Here is a 5593-nt window from a genome sequence, read left to right on the forward strand (position 1 = left end):
AGCGAAAGGTGATTGCTATGACTACAACTAATTATAATATACGGCTTGACCAGGATCTGAAGGATAGGTCTTTTTCTGTTCTTGAAAGCTATGGATTAACACCTTCACAAGCCATAAGACTGTTCTTAAACCAAGTAGCCGATACTAATGCGATTCCTCTGTCTTTTGACTATCAACAACCTAAGCTCAACGCGCAAACGATTGCGGCTATTGCTGAGGTCGCGAGCGGTAAAGGCACTAAGTACGATAGCTTTGGTGATCTCATGGATGAGCTAGAAGGCGAGGCTGATGAGATCCATTGAAGTATCAAGTCAGTTTAAGAGAGATGCTAAAAAGAATTATCTAAGCTTACTCACTCCTGCATGGGGCGAGGTGCTCAATTGTTTGACTAACGACATACCGCTACCGGCTAAATACAAAGATCATGCGTTGACCGGCAATCATAAGGGATTTAGAGACTGCCATATCAAGCCTGACTTGGTGCTTATCTACCGTGTTCAGAACGATACGGTAGATTTTGTTAGGCTAGGTAGCCATTCAGAAGTGTTTGATTAGCCTAATTCAAGTGGTTCCATAATGACAGTCTATTTTGAGTAGTCTGTTAATAGACTTTTGGGGCTTTTAAGACGGTTCCACTAGGGTATATCCTTATCTAACAAGAAAAGTTACTTTAAAAATACAAACAGCTTTTATAAGCCTTCAGTCCTCGGCAGGAGGACTCGAAAAGTTAATTTATCGGGTATCCTAAATTAGTTGACCACTACAACTTTTCACTTACAACACGCAACCTTTTTAACACACGTTGATTATAAATCTCGATTTTCAAGGTGCTAATATAATTGAGTAATACTTAACTTAGATAACATAAACCACTGATTCTAATAACTTTCATCTTGTATTCTCACAGATTATTGTTTATCGAGATTTTGCAAGCTTTACTTAACTGGAGAAATTATGCGTGCTTTAACTTATCATGGTGCTAAAGATGTGCGAGTGGACAATGTCCCAGAGCCTAAACTGCAAGAAAAAGATGATGTTATTTTACGTGTGACTGCAACTGCAATTTGTGGTTCAGATTTACACTTATATCGTGGCAAAATACCTGAAACCGAGGAAGGCGATATCCTCGGCCATGAGTTTATGGGTGTGGTTGAAGAAGTAGGCTCTGAAGTTACTGCTGTTAAAAAAGGCGATAGAGTTGTTATTCCTTTTGTTATTGCATGTGGTAACTGCTTTTTCTGTCAGCATGACCTAATGTCCGCTTGTGAGACTACAAATACAGGCCCAGGCGCTGCTATTAATAAAAAAATAATTCCGCCACCGGCTGCTTTATTTGGTTTTAGCCATTTATATGGTGGGATTCCTGGTGGACAAGCAGATTTTGTACGGGTTCCTAAAGGTAATTTTAATCCGTTCAAAGTAAATGGCTCACTGTCAGATGAGAAGGTTTTATTTTTATCAGATATTTTACCAACTGCTTGGCAGGCCGTGACTAATGCCAATATTACTAAAGGTTCAACCGTAGCTATTTATGGAGCGGGTCCTGTGGGGTTGTTATCAGCCGCTTGTGCCAAAATGTTAGGCGCTGAGCAGATCTTCGTGGTAGATCATAATGACTACCGTTTGCAGTATGCCAAAGATACGTACGGGGCTATTCCGGTTAATTTCGATAAGGTAGATGCTGCTGAATTCATCATTGAACAGACCAAAGGACATCGCGGCGTTGACGGTGTTATTGATGCGGTTGGCTTTGAAGCTAAGGGCAGTTCGAAAATTGAAGGATCAAGCGCTCCAGCTTTACGTCAATGTATGGCAGCTGTGCGTCGTGGCGGGGTCGTTAGTGTTCCTGGTATATATGCAGGACCCATTAATGATTTCTTAATGGGTGACGCTTTTGATAAAGGGCTTGCTTTCAGAATGGGCCAAACCCATGTACACAAGTATTTACCACAATTATTAGAGTATATTGAAAATGGTGATTTATCACCTGAAGCTATTATTACTCACCGTATGAATTTGTCTGACGCTGCTAAAGGTTATGAAATTTTCGAAAAGCGTGAAGAAGAATGTCGTAAAGTCATTTTAACTCCTTAATTTTTCAAATTTGCCCTTTACTTTTAACATTTAAAGGTTAGGTCATAGCTGCTTTAACGAGATTGTCTTAAATAATGGTTATCGCTAAAGCAGCTAGCAAAAAAATCTTTAACTTGTTTTTCTCTGCACACGACAAAAAAATCACCCCCCCCCCAACCGATTTTCATGGGTTTAGGGATTAAAAAACCAACTAACTGTCTTAGATGGTCTTAAAGCTTAGAAGTGTAAAGCACAATAAACTTTCTATTATATGTATGAAAAATTTATTTAATATTGAGTAAAAATCTGAAAAGTGAATAGCTTGGGCTACAAGGCTTCTTAGTTATTTCTTATCGAGCAATATAATTTAGTATTCAAGATATTCTCTAATCGGACGTTTGTTAAACTGCGTAGGGTCTTTTTTAAGGCGGTTAACCATTTCAAACTCCCAACCTTGCTGTGACTGACCAGCTGGACTAGTAGGGCTTACTAAATGATTGTATTCCGCCATAAAAGCAGGATTACGAGCAATTCGCCCTAGCTGCTTATCATTCAATCCATCGACCGTAAACATATCTCCTGTACTAACGTCGCGCTCCTTATTAACTACATCCCTCTTAGCTTTTGGCTTTTCATGAACAGTAAAACTAAATCCTGCAATTTTGCGACCTTTTTTCTTTTGAGTGTAACTAACATTGAGATCTGATTTTTCGTTTATCTCTTCAACAGCAAGGTTTAAGACCCTTTTTTTGAAGTTGCTCATAGTTTGATATTCATCAGACTCTAATCCTAACTGACCTCTAAACTTCTCCAATTCAAAAACAGGTGTTTTTTTGGCTTGCTTCCATTGAACCAGCAGCTCATAGAGCCTTACTGAATAATTACTATCCATTTCGGCTGTTTGTTCTAGTAAATACTTAGTGAAAAACTCTTCAGCCCCATCAATCCGAGTAATCCCTTGTACTACAGCCGGAGTAAATACAACTTCAATCGCTCCTTCGTCATCTAAATATCTAACTTGGGATAACCAGCGAGATTTAACTAACTTACCTTCATCATCAACATAGCTAAAACGTCTGTTAAATAGCGTATCTTCAGCGTCCTTCATCATTAGATAACCGTTTTGGCGAGTGGTATTAAAAACTTCAGCATATCTTTTAGCATCAATACGAAGTGGTATCTCTGCACTCAACCCTGTACCAGTCTCTCTAGCATCTACAACGGCTAACTGAACAATGCGTATTTCTGATAGTTTTAGATTTTGTAGTACGGTATTTAGATAATTAGTTTTCACTACTAGATTAGATTTAGACATAATAACCTTCAAATTTGAATACTTATATTTAATTGTATCTTCGAATACTATTTTATTCAAGTATTCAAATGGTAAGTAAACGTATTCGAATGGGTAAGTAAACGTATTCGAATGGGTAAGTAAACGTATTCGAATGGGTAAGTAAACGTATTCGAATGGTGCTTGTATCCTTTTAATACCAATGGATACAGAGGGCTTAAAAGCATTTAAAAGCATTTAAAAGCATTAAAAGCATTTTTTTTATTTTTTACTAACTAAAAAGACAAAAGAAAAAAGCACTAGTTACCATAAAATATTTGGCTTTTCTCATGTCTTCTTGGATCAGATGATTGATCAATTTTTTCTTAACCTCAGTAATAAGCTATAGAAACTACTCTATTTGCCTACAAAATGAGATTTAATAGCCTTCTACCTTAATTCTTATACATACCTAGCCTTTTTTATTTTATCCATCTCTACAGCGATTTTATGGCTTTCTAGCTGCATTGCTTCGTTTACTCTAGCAATTTCCTCTTGATTTAGACCATCAATAGCCATCAAGTAAGGCTCAACACGTTTTTTAAGGGTGTCATAGCTCTCTTCCGCAACGTTTTTATCCAATCTAGCCTTCTCGTAGTCCATCAGGATGCTGTTTGCTGCCTTCACAGTGGGTTCTACTTGCTCAATAACGGCTATTGTGACCTTTTCCCCATATCTAGCCTTGCTTTCAAACATTTCAGGCTTAGGCGCTACGGTCGTAATACTAAAATCTCGCGCGTGATTGATGTCGTGGTAATACTCCTTGATGCTGGTATGTTTGGCTTTAGAGCCTTCCTTGCCCCTCGTTAGCCCTAAATCAGCGACCGTGTTGGCAAAATCGGTTTGCATCTGATTTAACTTAACCCTGCCGCCTAGAAAACCCTTACAGTTGAGCTTCCCTTTTTGGTCAATAGGAACGACATAAGCGACCAGCTGCGGTGTACTTATGTCCCGATGAATACTCATACCTGCAATATTTCCTTCTCCATGTTTATCCATGAGCCACTGAGCAGATCGCTTAAAAAATTCAGCTTCTTGGCTTTTTCCCCAACCTTCCCATTCAGGACTGGCGGTTATTAAATACTCAATACATAGCACCGCATCAGCGCGTCTTTTTTCAGGAAGTCGATCTTTTATTGCCTGTTTGACGGCTTCAGGGGTCGCAACGGTATGATGATTTTTAGGGGTGAGGTTGGGGTCAGCATTTGGCGTTTCTATCGTTCGGTAGCTGTGTGCAAGACTGCCACCGATGTTGCCCATCGTCTTTAATTTTGCTGTTCTCAAAATTGCATAGTTCATCGCCACTTTTTTCCTATAATTGAGTGTTATTTCATTAAAGTGTACTTACTACACCATAATTTCACCTGTTAGGAAAGCGTGATTTTTGGCGCAAAAGGCGGTAAAAAAGGGCTATTTTTCACTGTTTTTCAACTTGGCTGTTTACAGATTGTAAACAGCTTTTTTCTTTATAAATCAATAACTAAGAACGATTTTGTTTACACTTTGCAAACACTCAAATTTCAATAAACCTAACAATATCAGCTATTTGGCAGTCCCTTTAGGGTGCGTATGGTGTAGTCATCAAATTAGGTGGGAAATAACGGTTTTTTTATCTGTCGTAAAATCTGCTACAAAAAAGGGGGTATAAGAGCGTTACTTCTCGTTTTTCACTGGCATAATCTTAGGCTGGTATCAATAATTTATTAACCTAAAAAAATCATCTGTAGCTACAGATGATTCTAGTAGCGGAGTTATTTATGAGCATGATCGGTGTATCAGTAGCTAGCAATAAAAGCCTTCAGCTTGAAGCTACCCAAGAAGCCTATAATAGAGCTGTCGTGAAGCTTAATTTGCTGTTGATTGACGATAAAACGCACGAAGAAGTAGTCAGAAACAAGCTGTTTGAAGTCATGGATGAAAGAAATCAGCTGGGGAAGTACTCCACTTCTGATCTGTATGTCATGCAAAAAAGCATTGAGAAAACGGTTGATGATTTTCTTGCTGGATTAAATGAGCAGACTGTTACCACTTAGATTAGCGAAAAGATGGAACGCTATAGTTATTGAGGTTTAATCATCTTTCGCTTATATTGGGGGTACGAATATAAGCGAAAGGTGATTGCTATGACTACAACTAATTATAATATACGGCTTGACCAGGATCTGAAGGATAGGTCTTTTTCTGTTC

The 5593-nt window shown here is 38.4% G+C and carries 6 protein-coding genes; 4 read left to right on the forward strand and 2 right to left on the reverse strand.

Annotation, left to right across the window (positions count from 1 at the left end; genetic code table 11):
• Nucleotides 1–17: 17 nt before the first annotated feature.
• The 3 genes from ACQKCG_RS13645 (at nucleotide 18) to ACQKCG_RS13655 (ending at nucleotide 2094) form a co-directional block, all read left to right on the forward strand.
• Nucleotides 18–302, forward strand: coding sequence for a type II toxin-antitoxin system RelB/DinJ family antitoxin (locus tag ACQKCG_RS13645; protein ID WP_068039762.1), 285 nt, complete (start codon nucleotides 18–20; stop codon nucleotides 300–302).
• Nucleotides 289–555, forward strand: a complete 267-nt coding sequence (locus ACQKCG_RS13650; protein ID WP_068039760.1) for a type II toxin-antitoxin system mRNA interferase toxin, RelE/StbE family — start codon at nucleotides 289–291, stop codon at nucleotides 553–555. Before ACQKCG_RS13645 ends, ACQKCG_RS13650 begins: the two co-directional genes overlap by 14 nt.
• 399 nt (nucleotides 556–954) lie before the next feature.
• Nucleotides 955–2094 (forward strand): zinc-dependent alcohol dehydrogenase, encoded by a 1140-nt coding sequence (locus ACQKCG_RS13655; protein WP_068039753.1) that lies wholly within the window; start codon nucleotides 955–957, stop codon nucleotides 2092–2094.
• A 346-nt stretch (nucleotides 2095–2440) separates the two neighbouring features.
• Here ACQKCG_RS13655 and repM read toward each other — a convergent pair whose 3' ends face one another.
• Complete coding sequence (gene repM, locus ACQKCG_RS13660; RefSeq protein WP_082787309.1) at nucleotides 2441–3388, reverse strand: replication initiation protein RepM; 948 nt, start codon at nucleotides 3386–3388, stop codon at nucleotides 2441–2443.
• 420 nt (nucleotides 3389–3808) lie between these two features.
• Nucleotides 3809–4705 (reverse strand): MobV family relaxase, encoded by an 897-nt coding sequence (gene mobV / locus ACQKCG_RS13665; protein ID WP_068039766.1) that lies wholly within the window; start codon nucleotides 4703–4705, stop codon nucleotides 3809–3811.
• A gap of 458 nt (nucleotides 4706–5163) precedes the next feature.
• Between mobV and ACQKCG_RS13670 the strand changes: the two genes are divergently transcribed.
• Nucleotides 5164–5439, forward strand: coding sequence for a hypothetical protein (locus ACQKCG_RS13670; protein ID WP_068039764.1), 276 nt, complete (start codon nucleotides 5164–5166; stop codon nucleotides 5437–5439).
• Nucleotides 5440–5593: the final 154 nt, after the last annotated feature.

It is taken from the genome of Psychrobacter sp. NPDC078929 (assembly GCF_050267985.1).
Taxonomy (GTDB): Bacteria; Pseudomonadota; Gammaproteobacteria; order Pseudomonadales; family Moraxellaceae; genus Psychrobacter.